Origin of the sequence: Glutamicibacter sp. BW78, assembly GCF_002332245.1 — a bacterium.
GTDB lineage: Bacteria > Actinomycetota > Actinomycetes > Actinomycetales > Micrococcaceae > Arthrobacter_H > Arthrobacter_H rhombi_A.
Genome location: NZ_NRGU01000008.1, coordinates 39482 through 62114, shown reverse-complemented (window position 1 = coordinate 62114; position 22633 = coordinate 39482). Strand labels below are relative to the sequence as shown.

General features: G+C 64.0%; 21 protein-coding genes. 4 read left to right on the top strand and 17 right to left on the bottom strand.

Going from position 1 to position 22633, the window contains the following annotated elements:
• Positions 1 to 74: 74 nt before the first annotated feature.
• On the top strand, positions 75 to 1244 hold the full coding sequence (locus CIK75_RS01090) for an AI-2E family transporter (RefSeq protein ID WP_096222964.1): 1170 nt from the start codon (positions 75 to 77) through the stop codon (positions 1242 to 1244).
• A gap of 32 nt (positions 1245 to 1276) precedes the next feature.
• Here the strand turns inward: CIK75_RS01090 and CIK75_RS16400 are convergent, their stop codons facing one another.
• From CIK75_RS16400 to CIK75_RS01080, 3 genes are all read right to left on the bottom strand, one after another.
• Positions 1277 to 1450: a hypothetical protein gene (locus CIK75_RS16400; protein ID WP_206745466.1), complete on the bottom strand. Its 174-nt coding sequence runs from the start codon at positions 1448 to 1450 to the stop codon at positions 1277 to 1279.
• On the bottom strand, positions 1447 to 2772 hold the full coding sequence (locus CIK75_RS01085) for an ISL3-like element ISPfr2 family transposase (RefSeq protein WP_096222963.1): 1326 nt from the start codon (positions 2770 to 2772) through the stop codon (positions 1447 to 1449). Before CIK75_RS01085 ends, CIK75_RS16400 begins: the two co-directional genes overlap by 4 nt.
• A 632-nt stretch (positions 2773 to 3404) precedes the next feature.
• Positions 3405 to 3716, bottom strand: coding sequence for an antibiotic biosynthesis monooxygenase (locus CIK75_RS01080; RefSeq protein WP_096222962.1), 312 nt, complete (start codon positions 3714 to 3716; stop codon positions 3405 to 3407).
• Between the two features lie 108 nt (positions 3717 to 3824).
• Here CIK75_RS01080 and CIK75_RS01075 point away from each other — a divergent pair, with 108 nt between their 5' ends.
• Positions 3825 to 4766: a helix-turn-helix domain-containing protein gene (locus CIK75_RS01075; RefSeq protein WP_096222961.1), complete on the top strand. Its 942-nt coding sequence runs from the start codon at positions 3825 to 3827 to the stop codon at positions 4764 to 4766.
• A 453-nt stretch (positions 4767 to 5219) separates the two neighbouring features.
• Here CIK75_RS01075 and CIK75_RS01065 read toward each other — a convergent pair whose 3' ends face one another.
• Positions 5220 to 6419, bottom strand: a complete 1200-nt coding sequence (locus CIK75_RS01065) for a glycine C-acetyltransferase (protein WP_096222959.1) — start codon at positions 6417 to 6419, stop codon at positions 5220 to 5222.
• 24 nt (positions 6420 to 6443) lie between these two features.
• The gene (gene tdh, locus CIK75_RS01060) at positions 6444 to 7493 is read right to left on the bottom strand and encodes an L-threonine 3-dehydrogenase (RefSeq protein ID WP_096222958.1); all 1050 of its coding nucleotides are present in this window, start codon (positions 7491 to 7493) and stop codon (positions 6444 to 6446) included.
• A 131-nt stretch (positions 7494 to 7624) separates the two neighbouring features.
• Here tdh and CIK75_RS01055 point away from each other — a divergent pair, with 131 nt between their 5' ends.
• Together CIK75_RS01055 and CIK75_RS01050 are read left to right on the top strand one after the other, a co-directional pair.
• A complete protein-coding gene (locus CIK75_RS01055; RefSeq protein ID WP_096222957.1) occupies positions 7625 to 8545 on the top strand; it encodes a LysR family transcriptional regulator in 921 nt (306 codons plus the stop codon).
• Positions 8546 to 8758: 213 nt separating this feature from the next.
• Complete coding sequence (locus tag CIK75_RS01050; RefSeq protein WP_086994803.1) at positions 8759 to 8956, top strand: hypothetical protein; 198 nt, start codon at positions 8759 to 8761, stop codon at positions 8954 to 8956.
• 104 nt (positions 8957 to 9060) lie between these two features.
• Here CIK75_RS01050 and CIK75_RS01045 read toward each other — a convergent pair whose 3' ends face one another.
• From CIK75_RS01045 to gatC, 12 genes are all read right to left on the bottom strand, one after another.
• The gene (locus CIK75_RS01045; protein ID WP_086994806.1) at positions 9061 to 9840 is read right to left on the bottom strand and encodes a type 1 glutamine amidotransferase domain-containing protein; all 780 of its coding nucleotides are present in this window, start codon (positions 9838 to 9840) and stop codon (positions 9061 to 9063) included.
• Positions 9841 to 9903: 63 nt separating this feature from the next.
• Positions 9904 to 11085 (bottom strand): Gfo/Idh/MocA family oxidoreductase, encoded by a 1182-nt coding sequence (locus CIK75_RS01040; RefSeq protein ID WP_096222956.1) that lies wholly within the window; start codon positions 11083 to 11085, stop codon positions 9904 to 9906.
• Positions 11086 to 11141: 56 nt separating this feature from the next.
• Positions 11142 to 12179 (bottom strand): dipeptide ABC transporter ATP-binding protein, encoded by a 1038-nt coding sequence (locus CIK75_RS01035; RefSeq protein WP_096222955.1) that lies wholly within the window; start codon positions 12177 to 12179, stop codon positions 11142 to 11144.
• Complete coding sequence (locus tag CIK75_RS01030) at positions 12166 to 13194, bottom strand: ABC transporter ATP-binding protein (protein WP_241895179.1); 1029 nt, start codon at positions 13192 to 13194, stop codon at positions 12166 to 12168. Before CIK75_RS01030 ends, CIK75_RS01035 begins: the two co-directional genes overlap by 14 nt.
• The gene (locus tag CIK75_RS01025; protein ID WP_096222954.1) at positions 13195 to 14109 is read right to left on the bottom strand and encodes an ABC transporter permease; all 915 of its coding nucleotides are present in this window, start codon (positions 14107 to 14109) and stop codon (positions 13195 to 13197) included.
• Positions 14106 to 15029, bottom strand: a complete 924-nt coding sequence (locus tag CIK75_RS01020; RefSeq protein WP_086994818.1) for an ABC transporter permease — start codon at positions 15027 to 15029, stop codon at positions 14106 to 14108. The genes CIK75_RS01025 and CIK75_RS01020 overlap by 4 nt, the downstream gene beginning before the upstream one ends.
• A gap of 101 nt (positions 15030 to 15130) precedes the next feature.
• The gene (locus CIK75_RS01015) at positions 15131 to 16723 is read right to left on the bottom strand and encodes an ABC transporter substrate-binding protein (RefSeq protein WP_096222953.1); all 1593 of its coding nucleotides are present in this window, start codon (positions 16721 to 16723) and stop codon (positions 15131 to 15133) included.
• 195 nt (positions 16724 to 16918) lie between these two features.
• Positions 16919 to 18154, bottom strand: coding sequence for an ROK family transcriptional regulator (locus CIK75_RS01010; RefSeq protein ID WP_158225844.1), 1236 nt, complete (start codon positions 18152 to 18154; stop codon positions 16919 to 16921).
• A gap of 64 nt (positions 18155 to 18218) precedes the next feature.
• Positions 18219 to 19136 (bottom strand): aminoglycoside phosphotransferase family protein, encoded by a 918-nt coding sequence (locus tag CIK75_RS01005; protein WP_096223026.1) that lies wholly within the window; start codon positions 19134 to 19136, stop codon positions 18219 to 18221.
• Between the two features lie 104 nt (positions 19137 to 19240).
• Positions 19241 to 20752, bottom strand: coding sequence for an Asp-tRNA(Asn)/Glu-tRNA(Gln) amidotransferase subunit GatB (gene gatB / locus CIK75_RS01000; protein WP_096222951.1), 1512 nt, complete (start codon positions 20750 to 20752; stop codon positions 19241 to 19243).
• A gap of 1 nt (position 20753) precedes the next feature.
• A complete protein-coding gene (gatA, locus tag CIK75_RS00995; protein ID WP_096222950.1) occupies positions 20754 to 22301 on the bottom strand; it encodes an Asp-tRNA(Asn)/Glu-tRNA(Gln) amidotransferase subunit GatA in 1548 nt (515 codons plus the stop codon).
• A gap of 3 nt (positions 22302 to 22304) precedes the next feature.
• Positions 22305 to 22601 carry an Asp-tRNA(Asn)/Glu-tRNA(Gln) amidotransferase subunit GatC gene (gene gatC, locus CIK75_RS00990; protein WP_086994834.1) on the bottom strand — a complete coding sequence of 99 codons (297 nt, stop codon included), beginning with the start codon at positions 22599 to 22601 and terminating at the stop codon, positions 22305 to 22307.
• Positions 22602 to 22633: the final 32 nt, after the last annotated feature.

Sequence of the window (22633 nt, the reverse complement as noted above, 5' to 3'; positions counted from 1 at the left end):
GTCTGGTGGCTGCCTCGCGGTAGATTATAGGCATCGACAGACCGGCCGGCCTGCCCTCCATCAGAGGAACCAGCATGGCTGCACAGCAGAGCAATCGGAAACTTCAGGGGCCTTTCGGCTCCGGCCAGGGGGCAGCAGACCCGTGGGCAGATGCCTTGGGCCGGGCCAGTATCCGTTCCGCCCAGACACTGCTGGTCATCCTTTTAGCCGTCGTACTCATCTGGGCGGCAACGCGGGTGCCATTGGTCTTGATTCCTGTTTTGATTGCCTTGATTCTGGCCTCGGCCATCGCACCGCTGGTGCGCTGGCTCATCGGACACCGCTGGCCACCCATCCTGGCGGTGCTGACCTGCCTGGTCACGATCATGGCGGTGATGGGCGGCGTCGTCACGGGGATCGTCACACTGATCCAGCACCAATCCGCTGAACTGACGAGTCGTGCGGTGGACGGCGTCGAACAACTTCACGGGTTTCTCGTCACCGGCCCCTTTGCCCTCAGCAACCAGCAAATCAACGCCGCCGGGGACAAACTCCGGGGGTTCCTCTCCAGCGGGACGTTCAGCACCGAGGCCATCTCTGGGCTGCGGGTTGCCGGGGAAACCGTGGCAGGAGTGGTTCTCGTTGCCGTGATCTTGTTCTTCTTCCTCAAGGACGGAGAGAAAATCCGCGGCTTCCTCATCGGATTCCTTCCGGAAGGCCAACGCGCCAGGGCCTACCTCGCCGCCGAACACAGTGCCGTGGTGCTGGGCGGTTATGTCCGCGGAACGGCGATGATCGCGGCCATCGACGGCCTGATCGTCGGCGTCGCCCTGGTCATCCTCAGGGTGCCATTGGCCCTGCCATTGGGCGTCTTCGTCTTCTTGGGTGGTTTCGTTCCCATTATCGGAGCCACCCTCGCCGGCACATTGGCCTTCCTGGTCGCTCTGGTCTCCAATGGCCCGGTCTCTGCCCTCATTGTCCTGGCCGTTCTGATCGGGGCGAATCAGCTCGAACACCACCTGCTCCAACCCCTGCTCATGGGGCGGGTGCTCCATATCCATGGGCTAGTGATCCTGTTGGCGCTGGCCGCCGGGGCGGTACTGGCCGGCATCGTGGGGGCGCTGCTCGCGGTGCCGCTGACCGCCGTGGGCTGGACCGTGTTGAAGACCTGGTCCCAGCATGCCGCAGAGGCCTCCGACATCGTCGAGGCAGCCACCGGGGATCCCCCGGCCGACGAACACGACACCGATTCAGAAACCACCTGAGAGTGGGTCCTGGCCCCGGCCGGCGCGTCGACCTAGCGGTACATCCCTCCCCGATCGATCTGCCCGCGGATATTGCGCAGGGCAGCCGCCCTTTCCGGAGCGGAGTCGCGCAACTGCCGCGCCCGTCCTCCTGCATCCTCTTGGCGGGCGCCCTCCGGTGGCCGCTGACAGTCCATGGTCGCACCCACGCCCGTTTCGTGGCTCATCCCAATCGGGGGTGTAGGAGTTGGGGTCTGAAGCCGCCGGTCTCGAGCAGGCTTCGGGCGATGTAGTTGGTCAGGTTGCGGAACCCGAGTGCGGAGCCGCGCAGGTGTTCGAGCCGTCCGTTGAGCGCCTCGGTCGGCCCGTTGCTGGTGCCGGGTCGTTCGAAGTAGGCGAGCACGTCAGCGGCTCGCTTCTTCAGGGTCCGGCCCAGGGTGGTGAGCTCGGTGAGCACCTTGGGGACGCCGGCGCTGAGGTCGGTGCTCAGCTTCTCCATGAGCTCGCGGCCACGTTGCCGGTCCTCGTGGCGATAGGCGGCGATCATGCGCTGGTAGACACCCCAGGTCGCCTCGACCTCGACGTGAGCGTCATCAACGAACAGCGCGCGTAGCCTGTCGCTCTGCTTGTCGGTGAGCAGGTCCGCGCCGGTGTGCAGCGTGCGCCGCGACTTGTAGAGCGGGTCGTCCCTGAACCCACGGTGCCCGTGGATCGCGAGTTGGACCCGGCGCCGGCACCTGTCGAGGGCGTCACCGGCCAGGCGCACGACGTGGAAGGGATCCATCACCGTGACCGCGTCCGGGATCTCCTCTGCAGCGGCGGTCTTGAACCCGGTGAAGCCGTCCATCGCGACCACCTCGACCGCGTCACGGAAGGCGTCGTCGCGGTCGGCGAGCCAGGTCTTGAACGCCGCCTTCGACCGGCCCTCGACCATGTCCAGCAGCCTTGCTGGGCCGGCGCCATCGCGGACCGGGGTGAGGTCGATGATCACGGTGACGTACTTGTCGCCACGCCTGGTGTGGCGCCAGACGTGCTCATCGACGCCAATGACCTTCACGCCCTCAAACCGCGTGGGGTCGTTGATCAGCAGCCGCTTGCCTTCAGCCAGGACCGCGTTGTTGGCGGTGTCCCACGCGACCCCGAGTCCCTCGGCGACACGGGCGACGGTGAGGTGTGCGACCACGATCCCTTCCAGCGCCCACCGCAGCCCGGTGCGCGAGAGCTTCGCGCGTGGCTCCGCCGCGGCGCTGGTGTCTTGGCGCCACACGTGTCCGCAGTCGGCACAGCGGTAGCGGCGCACTACAACTTCCAGCACGGTCGGTCGCCAGCCCAGCGGCTCGTGGGCCAACCGCCGGATCACGGTGTCACGAGCAGCGCCTTCGCTGCCGCACCGTCGGCACCACTGATCTGGTTCCACCACGCGGCACGCGAGGACCGCACGATCCGGTTCAAGTCGTTGTCCCGTCACGCTCAGACCGAGGCCGTCGAGTCGAGCGAAGGCGGTCAGGTCAGGGCGGCCGAAGCCGGCCGGCGGGGTAGCGTCGGACACGTCGAGGTCTTTCGGATGGATGGCGTAGGAACCTCCGTCGTCGGGAGACCTCGACGTCTATCTGCAGACCGACGCGCCCGGCCGACCTACACAGTCATCTGAGAAGACCCCTGAAACGTCTTCGACGACGACTGGACCGGCGAGGAGGAGGGCGCGGTGAGCTAAAGGAATGGAGCTTGCTCGGCTTCGACGCCGCCGCAAGCTCCGGTGAAACGGTCGGTACTGGTCGGTCGTCGTCGGTCACCACCGGATGGCGGCGTCCCCCACGCTCGGCGTTTGCGCAGGTCAGCGGCTCGTTCGCCCAGTGGGCGCATCAAGCGATAGACGCAAAGCCGACGTGATTCGGTCGTCGGTTCGATTCCGACAGGCGGCTCCGGCGAACAGCCCCTGACCTGCGGAAACGCAGGGCAGGGGCTGTTCGGTTCTGGTGGTCGCGCGATGCGCTGGCCTCACGGCTCTGCCCGACACCGACGTCGCTCTCCTCTGCGACGGACCCCTCGCAGGCTGAGCGCTCGCGGCCGGCATCCTGTCCGTGTGCCGATAGGCCTCGCACCGCTCGGCAACGCAGCGTGGCGTTGCGTCGCGACCTGGCGACGGCTCGGCGGGGCGCGATCGTCTCGTGCGTTGGCGGACTACGGGAGCTTGGACGCGAGGACGTCGGCCGCCAGGATCTCGGGTGCTGTGCCGAGGAGGTGCTGGTTGGCCATCAGGGCTGCGACGATGGCGCCGTTGGCGTGGGCGTCGCGAGCGGCCTCGTCGGGGAATGCATCGAAGATCCAGAAGGTGTCGGCGTGGGTCCTGACCGCGAACCAGACAATCGTTCCTACTTCTTCGTTGGCGAGCGCGACAGCGCCGGCGAGCAGATCGGAGAGCGCGTCGTGCTGTCCATCGGCCGCGACGATCTTGGCGACGAAGGCATACGGAAGTGATGCGGGTGTTGACATGAGGGGTTCTCCTAGGTGTCGAGGTTTCTTGGTGAAGCGAGTTCAGTGTATGACGAGCAAGGGCATGTGAGAAGTGGCGTATACGGCAGTATTGCTATTGTTTACGTCATGCGTATCGGACTGATCGCGATCGACGGCTGCTTCGGTTCGGCTATCGCGTCGATCATCGACATCGTGCGGGTGGCCGACGGAGCCCGCGGCGATGTCGACCCGCGGATCGACCCGATCGAACTCGCCATCCTCGGACCGAAACGGCGAGTGACCACGACGGCATCGATGACCCTGTCGGTGGACCACCCGCTGTCGGAGTCCGGAGAGTTCGACGTGGTCGTCGTCCCTGCGCTTGGAACCCTTACGGCCGCCGCTACCAACGACGCCCTCCAGAGCCGAGATGCTCGTTCGGTCATCGCCTCGCTCGGGCGCCTCGACGAGGCGACCACCCGGATCGCCGCGGCGTGCACCGGCGTGTTCGCCGTCGCCGAGACCGGACGGATGCATCATCGGCGGGCGACGACCAGCTGGTTCCTGGGGCCGGAGTTCCTGAAGCGCTATCCGACCGTCGCCCTCGATCTCGACACCATGGTCGTGGTCGACGGGAACCTCGTCACCGCCGGCGCCGCCTTCGCCCACATCGACCTCGCGCTCTCACTCGTGCGATCGATCAGCCCCGACCTGGCCCAACATGTCGCCAAGCTCCTCATCATCGACGAGCGTCCGTCGCAGGCGGCCTTCGTCGCCTACGAACATCTCCGGCACGAGGACCCGATCGTCGTCGAGTTCGAACGCTTCGTGCGCGCCCGCCTGGACGAACCGTTCAACGTCGCCTTCGTCGCGCAGTCGCTCGGCACCAGCCGGCGCACCCTCGAACGACGAGTCCGTGCGGCGCTCAACCTCACTCCGCTCGGCTTCGTCCAACGGCTTCGCATCGAACGAGCTCGGCACCTCTCAGCAACCACGGACCTCACCTCCGCCGAGATCGCGCTACGGGTCGGCTACGCGAACGCCGAGACTCTGCGCTCCCTCCTGCGCAGGGAGCGACGCCGTTCCTGACCTATCGCCATGCCTTAGAACCACCTCTCAGCACGTCGCGTCGACGCTCCTGCGTCGCCCCTGGACGCCCCACTCGACACGCCCGCAGCACAGGCCATGCGACGTGCCCCGGCTTCCCAGACGGTCGGGGTTGGGTGGCTATGATGTCGCTGCGTTCTCGTCGAGAGGATCAGCAGACCCGATCATGGTCGATTGGGATGAGACGCGAAGGCGGTCAGGTCAGGGCGGCCGAAGCCGGCCGGCGGGGTAGCGTCGGTCACGTCGAGGTCTTTCGGATGGATGGCGTAGGAACCTCCATCGTCGGGAGACCTCGACGTCTATCTGCGGACCGACGCGCCCGACCGACCTACACCCTCATCTGGGAAGAGCCCGTTTCGTCCCTTACCCACAGCAGGCAAGGGGCCGATCCGCGATGGCGGATCGGCCCCTTTTTTCACCCATGTACTGCTCCGGCTACCGGGCGGCGATGAACGCCTGCACGCAGGCCTCGACGTCCTCGGCTGAGTGGGCTGCCGAAAGCTGGACGCGGATGCGTGCGGCGTCGCGGGGAACCACCGGGAAGCTGAACGCGGTGACGTACACCCCGTGTTCGAGCATCGTGTCGGCCACCGCTGCCGCCTTGGCTGCATCACCGAACATCACCGGGATGATCGCGTGTTCTCCATCGAGCAGTTCGAAGCCCTCTTCGGTCATCCGCCGACGGAACAGCGCCGCGTTTTCGAAGAGGCGGGTACGCAGTTCCCCGGAATCCACGACCAGTTCCAGGGCCTTCAGCGTCGCGGCGACGATGGCCGGTGCCAAGGAATTGGAGAACAGGTATGGCCTGGCCTTCTGTCGCAGCATCGCCACGATTTCCGAGCGACCCGAAACGTAGCCACCGGAGGCACCGCCCAGCGCCTTGCCGAAGGTTCCGGTATAAATATCGACCCGCTCGGACACTCCTGCATGTTCCGGGGTTCCGGCTCCGGTGGCACCCATGAAGCCGACGGCATGGGAATCATCCACCATCACCAGGGCACCGAATTCGTCGGCGAGGTCGCAGATCTCGTTCAGCGGGGCCAGGAAGCCGTCCATGGAGAAGACGCCGTCGGTGACGATGACCGAACGGCGGGGGCCGGCACCATCGTTCATGGCCGCCGCTTCGATGAGCTGGGCACGCAGGTCGCCCATATCCTGGTTGGCGTAGCGGAAGCGTTTGGCCTTGGACAAACGGATCCCGTCGATGATCGAGGCGTGGTTCAGCGCATCGGAGATCACCGCATCTTCGGGGCCGAAGAGGGATTCGAACACTCCCCCGTTGGCGTCGAAGCAGCTGGAGAACAAGATGGTGTCCTCGGTGCCGATGAAGGCAGAAACCTTGCGTTCGAGCTCGAGGTGCAGGTCCTGGGTGCCGCAGATGAAACGCACGGAGGCCATGCCGAGGCCGCGTTCATCCAGGGCGGTCTTGGCGGCCTCGATGAGCCGCGGGTCATCGGCCAGGCCGAGGTAGTTATTGGCGCAGAAGTTCAGGACGGCGCGGGCCGGCTGGCCGAGGGCGCCGGCGGCGATGTGGCTGGACTGGGCGGAGTCGATCCGGCGCTCATGTTTGAACGTTCCGGCATCACTGATTTCCGCCAGTTCCGCAGTGAGCTGGTCCTTCAGGGTGGAGTACATGGTTCTTCCTTTCGGAACGGACGATTAGTTGAACACGGTCCAGTCGAGAATGACTTTTCCGCCTTGGCCGGCGCGTGCGGCTTCGAAGCCGGCTTCCCATTCGGTGGCCGGGAGCCGGTCGGTGACGATGGAGGAGATCCGCTCGCGCAGTTGGGCGTTGGAACCAAGCATGGCGGACATGGCGTACCAGGTCTCGTACATTTCTCGGCCGTAGATGCCCTTGAGGGTGAGCATATGGGTGACGACCTTGCCCCAGTTGATGTCGATGCTGCTGCTGGGCAGGCCGAGCATGGCAATCTTGCCGCCATGGTTCATGTTGTCGATCATCTCCGGCAGCGCGGTGGCGTGACCCGACATTTCCAGGCCGATATCAAACCCTTCAACCATGCCCATTTCCTGCTGTGCCTCGCGGATCCGGTTGGCTGAGACGTCCACGGCCAGGTCGATGCCCATGCTCCGGGCGAGGTCGAGCCGGGCGGCAGAGACGTCGGTGATGACGATCTTGCGGGCCCCGGCATGGCGGACGACTTCGGCGGCCATGAGCCCAATCGGCCCGGCTCCGGTGATCAGCACGTCTTCACCCACCAGCGGATAGGCCAACGCCGTGTGGACGGCGTTGCCGAAGGGATCGAAGATGGCTCCGAGTTCGGGGGTGATGGATTCATCGCGGTGGACCCAGGCGTTGGTTTCGGGGATCACCACGTATTCGGCGAAGGCCCCGTCGCGCTGGACGCCGACGGAGACGGTGTTGATGCACATCTGCCGCCGACCGGCGCGGCAATTGCGGCACATCCCGCAGACCACATGCCCCTCGCCGGAGACCTTATCGCCCAGCTGGACGTGGGTCGCCAGTTCCCCGACCTCTACGACCTCGCCGTAGAACTCGTGGCCCGGGATCAGCGGGGCCTCGATCATGGAACGTGCTGCTTCGTCATAGGCCAAGATATGCAGGTCGGTGCCGCAGATACCAGCGGTCTCCACACGGATTTTAACCTCATGCGGGCCGGTGACGGGTTCGGGGCGATCAACAAGCTCCAGGCCCTCGTGCGGACCGGATTTATACAGTGCCTTCATGGGATCCTTACTGGCTACGTACGTGGTGCGGCAACCAAATACCGCCTCTGTCCCCAGTCTGACACCGGGATGACGACTTCAACGGTTAAGAATATGTGCCATTATCTGAAGTGACGATTTAGGATGAGCTAATGGAAGTTCATCAGTTGCAGATTCTCCGCGAGCTCGGCGATCTCGGCAGTGTCCGTGCCGTTGCGGCGTCGATGTTCGTGACCCCCTCAGCGGTGTCCCAACAATTGACCCTGCTTCAACGGGGCGTCGACGTCCCACTCACCCGCAAGGAAGGCAGGACCTTGGTCCTCACGGAGGCCGGTAGGATTCTGGCCAACGCCGGGGCCGCCGTCATCTCTTCGATGGCTGATGCCCGGGCAGCCATCGGGAACTACCAGAACGACGCCGCTGCATCGGTCACGCTCGCCGGCTTCCACTCGGTTGGGCAGTCCCTCTTCGCTCCGTTGTTGGCCCGGTTGAAGGCGGCGCAGGGACCCCAATTGCTGTTCTCCGACGAGGACGTCGCCCAAGACGACTTCCCGGCGCTGACTTCCCGCTATGATCTGGTCCTGGCCCACCGGATGGACCACACCCCGCCCTGGCCCGAACGACAGGTTTCCGTGGTGCCTCTGGCCCATGAGCCGCTGGATATCGCCGTGCCCATCGGCCACCGGCTGGCAGGGCATCTGGCAGTGACCCCCTCCGACCTGCTCGGTGAACGGTGGGCGGTCAGCCGCGAGGGGTACTCCCCCGCAGACATCCTGGGAGCCATCGCCGCCGTCTCCGGCGGTGCCCCCGAAATCGTCCACCGGATCAACGACTACGCCACCGTCGCCGAATTGGTCGGTACCGGAAATGTCCTGGGGGTCATTCCCCGCTACACGGCTGGCGCCTCGGTGGGTGACGGGGTGGTGTTGCTGCCCTTGGAGGGGATCGCCAACCGGCGGCGCATCGATCTTTTGGCCCGCCCCGAGTCGCTGCGAAGGCTCTCGGTGATGCGGGTTGCCGACGCCCTGCGCCAGACCATGGCCGAACGCGCCGCAGCGACGCAGGATCATTAATCGTCGAAGGGACCCTCATCCGGCCCCGGTTCATATTTCCGAGGATGGCGGCTGCTTGCTCGGGAGCTGCTGCCTGGCCTACGCAAATGCTCCGGACCCCAAGGTCACGGCCTTCTGGCCATGGTACGTTCGCCCTGACATCGAGACCCTGGTATCTGTCTCAAATCCATGCTGCGCAGCTTTGGCATTCCCAGCTGATTCGGAGGAGCCGCCGTGAACCATAAAATCATCTGGTTGTTCCCGGGAGCTATCCTCACATTCGCCTTGGCAGCAGCGGTCCTCATCTTGACGATTCCCGCGCTATTCGGTGCGCACGAGCCGTACCAGGCGTGGCTCACATCCTCACTGGCCGTCCTCACCACGCTTCTGGGAACAGCCGTCATTCTCCTGCGCCCTCCTCGCCGGAAGTGACGCAGCCTGCAGAACCGGCAATGGCCCTCACACCGGCGGGTGTGAGGGCCATCGCCCCATGTCGGATGGTCACGACTTCAAGAGCCCAAGGTCAGCTCGAGGTGTCAGTGCCCGGTTTCCTCGGCGGCGGCCTTCTCGGCGGCTTTCTCCGCGTCCTTGGCTTCGCGCAGCGCCTGGGCTTCGGATTCCTCTTCCGCCTTTTCCTGGTGGATGACCTCGGCCAGGAGTTTTTCCATCTCCTTGGCCACGCCGCCGGCCGACGCCGGGTTTTGGCCGGTGACCAGGCGGTCGTCCACCACGACCTTCTCTTCGAAGACGTCGGCCTGAACGTGGGTTGCCCCTTGTTCTTCGAGCCGGTCGGCGAGGAAGAACGGGATGACCTTGTCCTTGCCGGCGGCGACTTCCTCGTCATTGGTGAAGGCCGCCACCTTGCGCCCCGAGACCAGGCGGAAGCCGTCGGCCAATTCAACGTTCACCAGGCCGGCCGGTCCGTGGCAGACGGCACCGACGACGCCGCCGGCATCGTAGACACCGGCCACCAGCTTCTGCAGGCCTTCACTGTCGGGGAAGTCCCACATGGTGCCGTGGCCGCCCACGAGGTAGACGCCGTCGTACTGTTCAGGATCGACCACCGCGACCCGTGCCGTGTTGTACAAGCCAGCACGGGTGGTCTCACTTTCGGTGAAGGCCACTTGGATGGGGTCCTCCCGATCGACCACGTCCTGCGGGGGCTGCCCGCCCTGGATGGACGCGAAGTCCACGATGTGACCGGAATCGGCGAACACCTTCCAGGGATGCGCGGCCTCGGCGACGTTGTATCCGGTTTTCTCACCGGTATCGCCGAGTTCGGAAACGCTAGTCAGGACCATGAGGATCTTCTTCATGTCGTGCTCCTTTCGTCCGGTTTCCCAGCCTAGAACAGATGCGGCCTCCTTCACAGGGGGTATTTATTCGCCGGCAACCCGCTCCTGGTCGGCAGCGAAATAGCTCAACACTTCGGCATCCAGCGGCGGAACCTGCCGTGCTCCCCCGTCTCCACGTAAGGATTCGGTGGCCAGGACTCCAGCAGCCACGGCAGCCCGGGCGGCCACCGGGGAGGTTTCCGTCGGGCCGCCCTGGCTAGCGAAACGCAGGAACTCCCCGATCAGCAACGGGTCCGCTCCGCCATGCCCGCCATCGGCGTCGGCGATGACCACCTCATGGTCGGCCTCGACATGGCCGCCCTGGGTCCTGCTGGTCCACACCTTGATCCGGTCTCCCGCGTGATCCCCGACGTTCTCCAAGCGTCCGTTCGTGCCGATCACTGTGTAGTTGCGCCAATAGTCGGGTGTGAAATGACACTGTTGGTAGGACGCCAGCACGCCGTTGCCCAGCACCATGTTCATCATCGAGATATCTTCCACATCGATGACCGGGTTCAGATCCTGCTGTTCGGACGGCGGCCAGTTCTCCAACGAGAACCAGTCCCCCATCCGCCGATCGGAATTATCCCTTCGTGAGGCGACGTCGCCATACACGGCCAGGGTGCCGACCGCGGAAACCTGCTGAGTATAGGCATCGGCCAGCCAATGGATGACATCGATGTCGTGTGCTCCCTTTTGCAGCAGCAGGCCGGTGGTGTTGGCCCGTTCGGCATGCCAGTCCTTGAAGTAGTAGTCGCCGCCGTTGCCGACGAAGTGCCGGCACCAGACGGCCTTGACCTCTCCTATGGTTCCCGCCTGGATGATCTCCCGCATCTGGCGAATCACCGGCATATGGCGCATGTTGTGTCCGACATACAGTTTGGTCCCGGTCCGGAAAGCCGTTTCCAGGAGGGCATCCACAGCTTCGAGCGTGACGTCCAACGGCTTCTCACAAAAGGTGGGGATCCCTGCTTCGAGAGTGCGTGTAGCCACCGCTGCATGTTGATGATCCGGGGTGAGGACCAGAACCGCGTCCAGCCCCGCATTCAATAAGAGATCGAGGTCGGCGGTCACGGTGGCTTCGGGCAGCTTGGCAGCCGCATCGGCGCGGCCCCGTTCGCTGGTATCGCACACCATGGTGACCACCGAACCCTCACCAGGGCGGTGGGCATGCCGGAAAAGTCCTGAGCGCAGGCCGAAACCGACGACCCCTACTTTGAGATCCACGAATCTAACTCCTTAACTATTGATAAAAATGTCACCGCGGGCGCTGCCGGAGGCCTTCACCGTTCCGACACCGTTTCTGCGAAATGGCATCGTGCCGCATGTGTACCGGCAATTTCGACGGGCTCTGGTTCCTTCGTGACGCATATCTCCTGGGCCAGTGGACACCGCGTATGGAACCGGCACCCCGACGGCGGGTCGATCGGCGACGGCGGATCCCCCTGCAACACGATGCGTTCGCGGTCCGTCCCGTCATTTTTGCGGAGTTCGGGTGCCGCGGAGAGGAGCGCCTGGGTATATGGGTGGCCCGTGTGGTCATATACGTCGTCGTAGTTGCCCAGTTCGACGACCTTGCCCAGATACATGGTCGCGACTCGGTCGGAGATATGCCTGACGATTTGCAGGTCATGGGCGATGAAAAGGTAGCTCAGGCCCAACTCGTGTTGCAATGTATCGAGCAGATTCACGATCTGGGCACGGACTGAGACGTCTAGCGCCGAGACCGGTTCATCGCAGATGAGCATCTGGGGGTTCAGCGCGATCCCACGGGCAATGCCGATGCGTTGTTGCTGTCCGCCGGAGAAATTATGTGGATACCGGTCCGCATGATCGGGGTTCAAACCGACCAGTTCCAAGAGTTCACGGATCTTGCTCCGCCGTCCGGCGCGGGGCGCAATTTCGGAATGGATGGCGAACGGCTCGCCGACCAGCTCTTCAACGGTCATGCGCGGGTTGAGCGAGGAATACGGGTCCTGGAAGATCAGTTGGATGTTCCGGCGCATATCTCGCTTTTCCGCACCCTTGAGCTCATTGATGTCCTGCCCCCGGAAAAGCACCCGCCCTTCGGTGGGCTTTTCCAGACCAGACATGACCCGGGCCAGCGTTGATTTTCCACAGCCCGATTCCCCGATGACGCCCAGGGTTTCTCCCGGACGCACCGCCAGGTCCACCCCGTCCAGGGCCTTGACGATTTTGCGGGGTCCGATGGGCAGGTGTCGGTGTACCGGATAGTACTGTTTGATCCCCTGCAGTTCCATCAGCGGTGCGGTGCCGGCCTCGGGGGTACCGTTCTGGATCGTTGCTTCAGGCAGTGACATGGGCCAAGACCTCCTCGGTATGGAAACAAGCGCTCTGGCGCCCGGCGCCCACCGATTCCAACGGCGGTATTTCTTCCAGGCATTCGTCCGTGGCGAAGGAACACCGGCTGGCGAAGGAGCAGCCATCGGGCAAGCGCAACAAATCCGGTGGTGTGCCGGGGATGGCTGGCAGCCGTTGACCCTTCAGTTCCTCTCCGGCAACCGATGCGCGTAGCCCGCTGGTGTACGGGTGGCCCGGGTGGCTCAGCACCTCATCGGTGGCACCATGTTCGACGATCCGTCCCGCATACATCACAGCCACTTGATCGGTGACTTCCTTGACCACCGAGATGTCATGGGTGATCAGGATCAACCCCATGTTTCGTTCCACCTGTTGTTCCTTGAGTAGTTCGAGGATTTGTGCCTGAACGGTGACGTCCAGTGCCGTCGTGGGCTCATCGGCGATCAGCAGCACGGGATCCAGTGCCAGCGCCATGGCGATGACGATGCGCTGACGCATACCTCCGGAGAACTGGTGGGGATAGTCATTCACCCGCGAGGCAGCGGCCGGGATTCGTACCCGGTCCATCATGTCAATCGCGGCCGACTTGGCATCCTTGCGGGAATATCCGCGGTGTACCCGATACAACTCACCGATCTGGCGTCCGACCGGGTGGACAGGGTTCAGCGCGGTCAAGGCATCCTGGAAGACCATCGACACCCGGGATCCGACCAATTGACGGTGCCGTCTGGCACTGACCGTCAGCAGGTCCTCACCCTCAAGCAGGATCTCTCCGCGGGGGACCCGGGCCGGTGGCATGTCCAGAATGCCCATCACCGCACGGGCCGTGACAGATTTTCCGGATCCTGACTCGCCCAGAATGCCCAGCGCCTCACCGCGTTGGACGGTGAAGTTCATGCCACTGACGGCGGTGGCAATGCCCTTGGACGTATCGAATTCGACGTCGAGGTCCCTGACGCGCAGGAGCGCGTCGTCCTCCGAAACGCCGGGTTCTTGCCTCTGTTGCGTTCTCACTTACTTGCCTTTCGGATCGAATTCATCGCGCAGCGCTTCCCCGAAGAGCACGAAACCAAGCACCGTGACTGTCAGGAACAGCGCCGGGAAGACCAACAGGTGCGGTGCCGCAGAAATGTAGTCGCGTGCGGCAGCCAGTTGCAGTCCCCAGGAGACGGAGGGCGGGGTGAGGCCGATGCCGATGAAGGTCAGCCCCGCTTCGGCCGAAATGACCCCACCGACGCCCAGCGTCTGCAGGACCAACAGCGGGGTCAGCGAGTTCGGGATGATGTGGGACTTGATGATCCGGGTCTTGCTGGCGCCCAACAGCATTGATGCCTGAACGTATTCACGGTTGCGTACCTCCATCACGGAAGAACGCATGAACCGGACGCCACCTGGCCAGTTGAACAGTGCCAGCGCGAAGATCACCGTCCAGACGGTACGTTCGCTGAACAGTTGCAGCACCACGATGGCAGCCAGGATGAAGGGAAGGCCAAAGGCCATATCGCAGGCCCGCGAGATGATGACATCGACCCAACCTCCGAAATAGCCGGCCAAGGCTCCGAGGATGGCAGCAACGACGAAGGAAATCGCGGTGACCACGATGCCCACCAGAATCGAGGCACGGGCACCATAGATCACATTCGTGTAGTAGTCGCATCCTTGGATGTCGACGCCGAAAATGTGTTCGGCACTGGGCGCTTGGTTCGTCTCCATCACGTTGCAGTTCGCGTTGGGGTCGCTGCCGAGTCCGGCGAAGAGCTGCGGGAAGGCGGCCATGAGCAGCATCAGCACCACGATCGTTCCGGAAATCAGGAAGCGCGGTCTCAGCCATAATGGCCCGTGGTTCGTCTTCTTGCGTTGGCGTGGCGGAAAGGTCTCGGGTTCGCCGGCGGCAACGGCGGAAGCGGTCGGCTCGGTGGTCTGGCTCATACTCGTACCCTCGGATCAATGACGCCGTAGAGCAGATCCACGAGCAGGTTGAAGAGGAGATACACCAACACGAGCATCGTGGCGATGCCCACGACGATGGTCCCCTCCTTGTTGTTGATGGAGGTCACCATGAGCCCACCGATGCCAGGAATGTTGAAGATGGCCTCGATGATCACTGCGCCGCCGAGCATCCCGGCCAGGCTCAGTCCAAGATAGGTGACGACGGGAATCATGGCGTTGCGCAGGGCATGGCCCCAGATGACCCGTCGTGGGGAAAGGCCCTTGGCCCGTGCGGTGCGCATGTACTCCGACCGAAGCACCCCCACCAGCGAGGTGCGGGTCAGTCGTGCCAAGCCGGCAGCGGCTTCGAAGGCCATCACCAATGCTGGCAAGATGAAGGCCATGGGCCACCCGGCGCGGATTCCTGCCGGATCGACCCAGCCCAATTGGACACCGAATACCGTCTGGGCGCCCAAGGCGATCACGAATCCGGGAACGCCGAGGAAGACGACGGTGAAGATCAGGGCGAAGTGGTCCCCGGCACGGCCGTGCCGCAGCCCGCCGTATACGCCGATGACCAGACCGATGACCAGCTTCAGAACCCAGGCCGTCAGGGCCAGGGCGAAAGTCGTGGGCAGACGCTCCAAGATCAGACCCAAAACCGGGCGGCCGAAGAAATCAATACCGAAGTTCCCATGCAACAGGCCCCACATGTAGTTTCCGTATTGCACCAGGAACGGGTCATCCAGGTGATAGGCCTGACGAATCTGGGCCACCGTTGATTCGGGCAGGGGGCGGGCGCCGGTCAACGCCGCGATGGGGTCTCCGGGCATGAGGAAGGTCAAGGCGTAGATCAGGAAGGTGGCGCCGATGACCACCGGAATCATCTGCCCTATGCGGCGTATGGTGTAGCCGAGCATGCGGATGGTCCTTTCGCGGTGTGATGGGAGTGCTGGGACGGGGTCCGATGCACCGGTGTCTATTGCTCACCGGCGCATCGGAACCGTGGATGATTCACTACCTAGCAGCCGTACCCCGCGCGGTAGAACTGCAGATCCCCCTGGACTTCCTTCATATCGGCGCATTCGGTGTGCAAGCCGAAGTCGGTGGGAATGAACAGCGGGATGGCCGGCATGTCCTTGACGATCAGTGACTCGGCCTCTGCGTACGTCTTAGCTGCCGTGGCTTCGTTCTGCGACGCCCGTGCGGATCTGACCAGCTTGTCCACTGCCTTATTGGAGTATCCCGTGGTCTCGTTGCCGTCGCCGCCCGTTTCGTACTGGCTGAGGTACTGGTCAGGGCTCTTATAGGACCAGCCCCAGAGCCCGAAAACGGCTCCGTCGAGTTCCTGGTTGTTCCGACGCGACTGCAGCTCGGTCCCCAAAACCGGCTTGAGCTGGACCTTGATGCCCAGATTTTCCTTGATCTGTTTGGCGATGGCCTGCACCAGCTGCTGGTCGGAAGCCGAGTTGTGTTCGATCACCAGGGTTCCGTCGAATCCACCAGCCTTGGCCAGGAGCTTCTTCGCCTCATCGGCGTCGAAGGTGCATGAGTCGCAAGCGCCTTCCTCATAGGAATCCAGCGACGGTGGTACCAGTGAGTCCGAAGGCGTGGCGTAGCCCTGCAACAGGGACTTGGCGATGGATTCGCGGTCAATGGACATCGAGATGGCCCGGCGCAGATCCGGGTCCCGCAGATCCTTGATGTACTCCGGGATCTGCAAGGTGTACTGCTTGGAACCGGTTTCAACCTCGTAGAGGGAATCCTCACCCAGCTGGCTTTTGGCCTTGGAGACCATCGTGGCTGGCACGTTGCGGATCATGTCCAGGTTGCCGGCCGTCATGTCGGTGTAGGCCGCGTCCACCGCCGTGTAGATCTGCCCGGTGAGCTTGTCGGCGCCGCCGGAGAAACCGTCGGCCCCCTTGAAGTCGTCCCATTTTTCCAGCACGACTTCTTCGTTGTGGTTCCAGGAGACGAATTGGTAGGGCCCATTGGAAATGGGGTTCTCCTCGTAGGCCTCCGGATCGCTGAAGGCCTGTTCCGGCAGGGGGCAGAGGGCCGAGGTGCTCAGAAGCTTGGGGAAGTCGGCATTGGGCGCGTTGAGTGCGACTTCCAGATGCTGATCGTCAACGACCTTCACCCCGGAAAGCTCCGTGGCCTTGGGTTTGGATCCATCCGCAGGGTTCAGATCCTTATACCCCTCGAAGGCGGTGAAGGAGCCATTACCTTGCCAAGCGTTGGAGCCAGTGGCCGTCTTGTTCCACGCCTTGGCGAACGAGTCGGCAGTCACCGGTGCGCCGTCCTGGAACGTCCAGCCGTCCTGCAGTTCGATCTTCCAGTGCTGGGCGTCATCGCTGGTCACCGATGTCGCGGCCAGAGGCTCCAGTTCCTGAGATTCGGTGTTCACCTCCATGAGGTTCGCGCAGGTGGCCATGGCGACCTGGCTGCCCGGATCCTCATGCGGCACCAATGACTTGGGTTCGCTGAGTTGGAACGACAAAGCGCTGTCCTCCCCTGCCCCGGCTGCGTTCCCCGCACCGGATGCACAGCCACTGGCCATCAGCATCACTGCTGATGATGCCGCGACCAGCGCAAACATCTTCTTCTTCGACATGCTCCACTCCCGTTCAAATGATCTGTGATGATCGAGCTGATTAGGTGGTGTCCGGCGGAGCACGCAGAGATGTGATCCGCTTCACCCAGTTAATTTACGCTCTAAAATAAACCAGATACTGCAGGCCCTGTCAAGGATGGTCTTCAAATAATTGCGAAGGTTACCGACGGTTTCGAGGAGAAAAAACTCGCCGATTCAGCTCTCTGCCGGGTCGGGGGCAGCCAGGCCGATGATCCCCAGCGGATCCGCCAGCACGGCGGCAACCAGTGTTGAGGCGGCAAAAAGCGACAGTGAGAAGACGTGGTCGGTGGAAAGAACCACGCGTTCGGCGGCCCGTTTGCCAAGTTGTGCCCGCCGGGCCACTTCATCGACGAGCGAGGAAAAAACCAGGGGTGATTCGGCTGGGGTGCCGACCACCACCAGGAGCTCGGGATCGTGGATGTCAATGAGTTGGGCCGCTGCCCGGCCGACCCACCGGTTGCGTTGCTCCAGCAGGACAATGGCCCCCGGCTCCCCCTCCGCCGCTTGGAACAAGATCTCGTCGATATTCGGCTTCTCTTGCAGCCCTCGTTCCACGGCGGTGTCGGCTACTGCGTCGTCCGAAGCCATGACCGCCAAACATCCGGTGCGGCCGCAGGGGCAGGGCCGGGTGCCGTCGTCGACGGAGAGATGGGCGATCTGTCCCGCGGTTTGGCTGAACCCTGACCTGATCCTTCCGCCGTCGACCATGACCGAGCCGATATCCGCGGTCACCACCATCAGCACGAAGTCATTGGTTCGTTGCCCGTGCCCGTAGAGCAATTCGGATTGTGCCGCGGCACGGGCATTGTTTTCGAGGATCAACGGCCCGGGCAACCGGCCGCTGAGCAGGCGTATGACGTCAACGTTCTGCCAACCGGCTCCGGGGTTGTCAATGATGATCCCCGCCGCCCGATTCACGATGCCGCCGGTCGCGATCCCCGTCCCGATGATGACCCGTCCCCTGGTATTCTCACAAATCAACTCATCGGCGGCCGCGACGATCAAATCCATGGATTCTTCCGGTGGCATCCCGGTGTGTGGAACCAGTACCGAGGCATGTTCGCTGCCGCCCAAATCCATGAGGACGACGCCGGTGGTGCGCGGGCCCAGATGGATGCCCATGACCAGCGGGGTCCCGGTGTCGATCTGCAGGGGAACGCGTGGGCGCCCCTGCGTGCCCACGAGTGGTGCCAGCTCCCGCAATAAGCCGGCTTCGAGCAGCTGCGCCACCATCTTCGTGACCGACGCGGCACTGAGCCCCAGTTGCAGAGCAACTTCCGAACGAGACAGACCGGGGTGGTCGAAGACATGCTTCATGACGGCCGCCGTATTGAGTCGCCGCAGGTCATCGCCGCGATGTCCGCGACCGTTGCGCAGGGCGGGGTCGGCAGCAGGATCTAGGGTTGCCATGACCGCTGGTATTCTCCTGTCAGTGCCGGCCACGCCGGGATGCGTTGCCCTCCCATGATGCACGTCAGTAGCCCTCAACTGCCAACTGGTCCAGCGCATGCCGGCCCACGGACCGCAGCGGCTCTCCGTCCGGCATCAGGGCCATCATGGTCCCGAAGTGCACCGCCCACCCCCTGGCGCGCAACCAGGTGTCCCCGTCGTAGGGCAGTTCGGCCCTGAAGACGTCACGGCCCGCGGCGGTGAAATGTAGCCAGGCGGCCGCCAGGTCGCAGGCGGGGTCCCCCGCGGTGATGTCCCCGAAATCCACGACCGCAGAGATGGCCGCCGGTCCCGTACCGAGAGCAGTCACGACGTTATGCGGGTGCAGGTCCCCGTGCAACCATAGTGGCGGGCCATGGTATTCGGCCGCTTTCGCCCCGGCGGCAAAGATTTCGTGCCAGGGCCCCTCCAGTGGCGGGTTGGCTGCTGCCAGCCGTCGGGTGAAGGCCTCGGCGCGGGTTGCCAGCGCCTCCCCACGCACAGGATTGCGGGGAGCGTCGGCCGGGGCCGGAACGTGAAGTGCGCGTAGGAATCGGCCCAAGGCTGAGGCATAGCCGTCTCGGTCGGCTGCCGAACGAACCGCAGCGGAATCCCCCTCGAACCAGGGCACCACGGCCCAGTGGTAGGGGTAGCCGGCACCCGGGTGGCCTCGGCGGACAACTGCAGGAATCGACAACGGCAGCCGTGGCGCCAGGAAGGGCAGCCACCTCACTTCGTTCAGCAGCAGCTGATGGGCGCTGGCGCGGCGGGGTAGGCGTACTGCCAGTTCCCCACCGAGCCGGTAGACGACGTTGTCCCAACCGTTGGCGACCCGCAGGAGCTCCAGGCCCGCCAAGTCGGGGTGCTGTTCCTTCAGCAGCTGACGAACCAACGCCTCGGTGACCTCGACGTCGTGGTCGGGAACGGCGGTTCCGGTTCGTTTCGCTGCTCCCTGGGTGCTCATGGAACCACGCTACACACCTGCCCACGGCGAAGGGCGGGCGGAAGATTCTCCGCCCGCCCTTCGGCAGGTACTGCGGTGTCCGCGCCGCTAGGGCCCGGCGAGGGTCAGCCTTCGACGCCGAGTTTCTCCAGGACGATCTCGCGGACGCGACCGGCGTCGGCCTGACCACGGGTGGCCTTCATCACCGGACCGATGAGCGCGCCGATGGCCTGGACCTTGCCATCCTTGATCTTCGCGACGACGTCGGGCATCGAAGCCATGGCGTCGTCGATGGCTGCACCAAGTGCTGAATCATCATTGACGACGGCCAGCGAACGCTTCTCGACGATCTCGCTCGGCGTCCCCTCTCCCACCACTGCGTATTCGAGGACCTGGCGGGCGATCTTGTCGTTGATCTTCTTGGCTTCGATCAGCTGGTTAAGTTCGATGATGGTTGCCGGGGTGACCCCGAGTTCCAGCGGCTCCACGTCGGCGTTCTTAGCCAACCGGGAGATCTCGCCCATCCACCATTTGCGGGCCACGGCTGGGGTGGCACCGGCGGCGATGGTCTCCTCGATGGCGTCCAGGAATCCGGCATTGACCACATCACGGAATTCGGCGTCGGCATAGCCCCAATCGGCCTGCAGACGTTTGCGGCGTTCGGCCGGCGGCTCCGGCAGCTGGGCCCGCAATTCCTCAACCCATTCGCGGGTTGTCACGATCGGCACCAGGTCCGGCTCGGGGAAGTAGCGGTAGTCGTCGGCGTCGGACTTCGGACGTCCCGACGTCGTGGTCCGGGTGTCCTCGTGCCAGTGGCGTGTTTCCTGGACGACGAGGTTGCCGGCATCCAGGACCGCTGCGTGACGTTCGATTTCGAAGCGCATCGCGTGTTCGACGGCGCGCAACGAGTTCACGTTCTTGGTCTCGGAGCGGGTGCCGAACGTGGTGGTTCCCTGGGGCATCAACGAAATGTTGACGTCGCAGCGGACGTTGCCGCGTTCCATTTTGGCGTCGGAGACGTCGAGGTTCTTCACGATCTCGCGGATCGCCGCCACATAGGCCTTGGCCAGTTCGGGGGCACGCTTTCCGGCACCGGTGATCGGTTTGGTGACGATCTCCACCAACGGCACCCCGGCACGGTTGTAGTCGACCAGCGATGACTGGGCGCCCTGAATGCGCCCGGTGGAACCCATATGGGTGAGCTTGCCGGCGTCTTCCTCCATATGCGCGCGTTCGATCTCCACCCGGAAGATCTCCCCGTCGGACAGTTCCAGGTCCAGGTAACCATCGAAGGCAATGGGTTCGTCGTACTGCGAGGTCTGGAAGTTCTTCGGGGTGTCCGGGTAGAAGTAGTTCTTCCGGGCGAAGCGGCAGTATTCGGCGATCTGGCAGTTCAACGCCAGGCCGATCTTGATGGAGTACTCCACAGCCTTTTTATTGACCACTGGCAGCACGCCGGGCAGACCCAGGTCCACCGGGGTGACGTTGGTGTTCGGGACGTCGCCGAAGACGTTCGGGGCGTCGGAGAACATCTTGGTGGCGGTGTTCAGCTCGACGTGTACCTCGAAGCCCAGTACCGGGTCATAGCGTTCCAGGGCCTCATCGAAGTCGACGAGTTCTTCAGTTGCATGGGCCATCTCAGGCGACACCTTCCTTGGACGATTCGGCCAACTCGGGGGCCTGGTTGATCAACGGGCCATTCCAGCGGTCCTCCAGCAGTTTCTCCAAGGCCGCGGCGGCACGGTAGAGCCGTGCGTCCTCATGGGCCGGGGCCAGGAACTGGATGCCCACCGGCAGCCCTTCGGAGAGTCCACCGGGGACCGTGATCCCGGGAATGCCAGCCAGGTTGGCGGGGATGGTGGCGACGTCGTTGAGGTACATCGCCAACGGGTCATCCAGCTTCGAGCCCAGTTCGAAGGCGACGACCGGGGAGGTCGGGGACACCAGGACATCCGCCTGGGCGAAGGCTGCTTCGAAGTCCCGCTGGATCAGGGTGCGGACCTTCTGCGCTGAACCGTAGTAGGCGTCGTAGTAGCCGGCCGACAAGGCGTAGGTGCCCAGGATGATGCGGCGCTTGACCTCGTCGCCGAAGCCCGCGGAGCGGGTGGAGGCCATGACCCGTTCGATGGTCAGCGGCCCCTCGGTCGGCAGAACGCGGTTGCCGTAGCGGACGCCGTCGAACTTGGCGAGGTTGGAGGAGACCTCCGAGGGCATAATCAGGTAGTAGGCGCCCAACGCGTACTCAAAGTTGGGGCAGGAGACCTCGACGATCTCGGCGCCGGCAGCCTTCAACACTTCCAGGGATTCGTCGAAACGCGACTGGACGCCTGCCTGGTAGCCCTCCCCCTGCAGTTCGCGGATGACGCCGACGCGAACACCGGTCAGGTCACCGGTGGCACCCTGTTCGGCGGCCGCCGCCATATCGGGGACCGGGGCGTCGATAGAGGTGGAATCCTTGGGGTCGTGCCCGCCAATGAGCTCGTGCAGGAGAGCCGAATCACGGACGGTGCGGCTCACCGGGCCGATCTGGTCCAGCGAGGAGGCCATCGCGATGGCCCCGTAGCGAGAGACGGCACCGTAGGTGGGTTTGACGCCGACCGTGCCGGTGACGGCACCTGGCTGACGGATCGAACCACCGGTGTCGGTGCCCAGGGCCAGGGGTGCTTCGAAGGCGGCCACCGCAGCGGCCGAGCCACCCCCGGAACCGCCGGGGATCCGGTCCAGGTCCCATGGGTTGCGGGTGTCTCCGAAGGCCGAGTGCTCGGTGGAGGAACCCATCGCAAATTCGTCGAGGTTGGTTTTTCCCAGGATCGGCAGCTTGGCGGCACGGATCTTTTCGATCACGGTGGCGTCGTAGGGGCTCATCCACCCCTCAAGGAACTTCGACCCCGCGGTGGTGGGCTGGCCCTTGGTGACAATGAGGTCCTTGATGGCGATCGGTACTCCGGCCAGCGGGTGCAGCGCCTCGGCCTCGGCTCCGCCTGCGGCGCGAATCGCGTCGACCTCGGCGGCCACGGCGAGGGCTTCCTCCCCGTTCAGGTGCAAGAAGGCGTGGACTCCACGGTCCCCTCCGTCGACAGCAGCGATGCGGTCCAGATGGGCCTGGACGGCCTGGACGGAAGTGACCGATCCGTCACGGAGTTTCGCAGCCAGCTCGGCGGCGGAGAGCTTGATGATCTCGTTCATGTCCTACTCCCCTTCCAGGATGGCCGGAACCTTGAAACGGCCGTCTTCGGCGTCGGGCGCGTTCTGCAGCGCCTCCTCCTGCGTCAGCGTCTGCCCGACCACGTCTTCGCGCATCACGTTGGTCAGCGGTAGCGGGTGGCTGGTGGCTGGAACGTCGTCGCCAGCGGCCTCGCTCACGGACTTGATCGCGTTGACGATGACACCGAGTTCGCCGGCCATTTTCTCCAGCTCGGTCTCGCTCATCTCCAGGTGGGCCAGCTGCGCCAAATGGGCAACTTCCTCACGACTGATCGCAGGCATGTATCTCCCCGAATTCATGGATGGTGGGTTAT